Genomic DNA, 1,105 nt, shown 5'->3' on the forward strand with positions numbered 1-1,105 from the left:
ATTACCTATGCAAAACCTATCTTCCTAAGGTAGATTATATGTATACAGTGTGTGAGGGAATTGCAGAAGAATATCAAAAGAATTATGGTGTTAAATGTGATGTGATTACTTCAGCAGCCAAGTATTTTGCCCCCCCCCCCCCAAGAAATCACTACTTTGCAAGAAAATATCAAACTTATCTATCATGGAATGGCAAGCTATGAGAGGGGTATCCATAAAATGATAGAAACAGCAGATTTGCTAGAGGAACGCTTTAGTTTAGATTTAATGCTAGTGCCAACAAATGATAAAGAGTATTTTGCTAAATTGGAACAAATGGCAAAAATAAGAAAAAATGTAAGAATAATAGAGCCTGTTAGCTTTGAATCTATTATTCCTTTTACTTCAAAATATGATGTAGGATTTTATATTTTACAACCTACAAATTATAATGGTTATTTTGCACTTCCCAATAAATTCTTTGAATTTATTCAAGCAAGATTAGCTATTGCAATAGGACCAAGCCCACAAATGGCAAAATATGTAAAAGAATATGATTTAGGAGTAATTTCTCCTGATTTTACTCCTAAATCTATGTCTAAAACTTTAAATTCTTTAACAAAAGAACAGATATTAAAATACAAAGAAAATGCTAATAAAGCTGCTAAGATATTAAATGCCACAACAGAGGGAGAGAAATTATTAAAGATTGTAGAGGAGGTTTTATGTTAGATTTTACAAGTTTTCCAACTCATTTTGTTGATCCTAATAAAATTAAAATTATCCATCATGGTATGGCTTCTCCAGATAGGTGTATCCATAATATGATAGAATTGATGGATTATGTAGGGGCAAATTTTAGTTTAGATTTAATGCTAGTTCCTACTTATTATCAAGATTATTATCAAAAACTAGTAGAAATGGCAAGTAAGCGCAAAAATATAAGAATAATAGAGCCTGTTAGCTTTGAATCTATTATTCCTTTTACTTCAAAATATGATGTAGGCATTTTTTTAGTTCCTCCTACCACTTATAATCTTAAAATGTGTCTTCCCAATAAATTCTTTGAATTTATTCAAGCAAGATTAGCTATTGCAATAGGACCAAGCCCACAAATGGCAAAATA

The 1,105-nt window shown here is 30.5% G+C and carries 1 protein-coding gene and 2 pseudogenes; all 3 read left to right on the plus strand.

Annotation, left to right across the window (positions count from 1 at the left end; all coding sequences use genetic code 11):
• A pseudogene (locus EBF09_RS08960) lies at positions 1-203 on the plus strand (hypothetical protein); the annotation flags it as partial.
• On the plus strand, positions 127-711 hold the full coding sequence (locus EBF09_RS08965) for a glycosyltransferase family protein (protein WP_198672582.1): 585 nt from the start codon (positions 127-129) through the stop codon (positions 709-711). The pseudogene EBF09_RS08960 and the gene EBF09_RS08965, both read left to right, overlap by 77 nt.
• Positions 705-1,105: pseudogene (locus EBF09_RS08970) on the plus strand (hypothetical protein); the annotation flags it as partial. The gene EBF09_RS08965 and the pseudogene EBF09_RS08970, both read left to right, overlap by 7 nt.

Origin of the sequence: Helicobacter burdigaliensis, from assembly GCF_003670295.1 — a bacterium.
Classification (GTDB): Bacteria; Campylobacterota; Campylobacteria; order Campylobacterales; family Helicobacteraceae; genus Helicobacter_D; species Helicobacter_D burdigaliensis.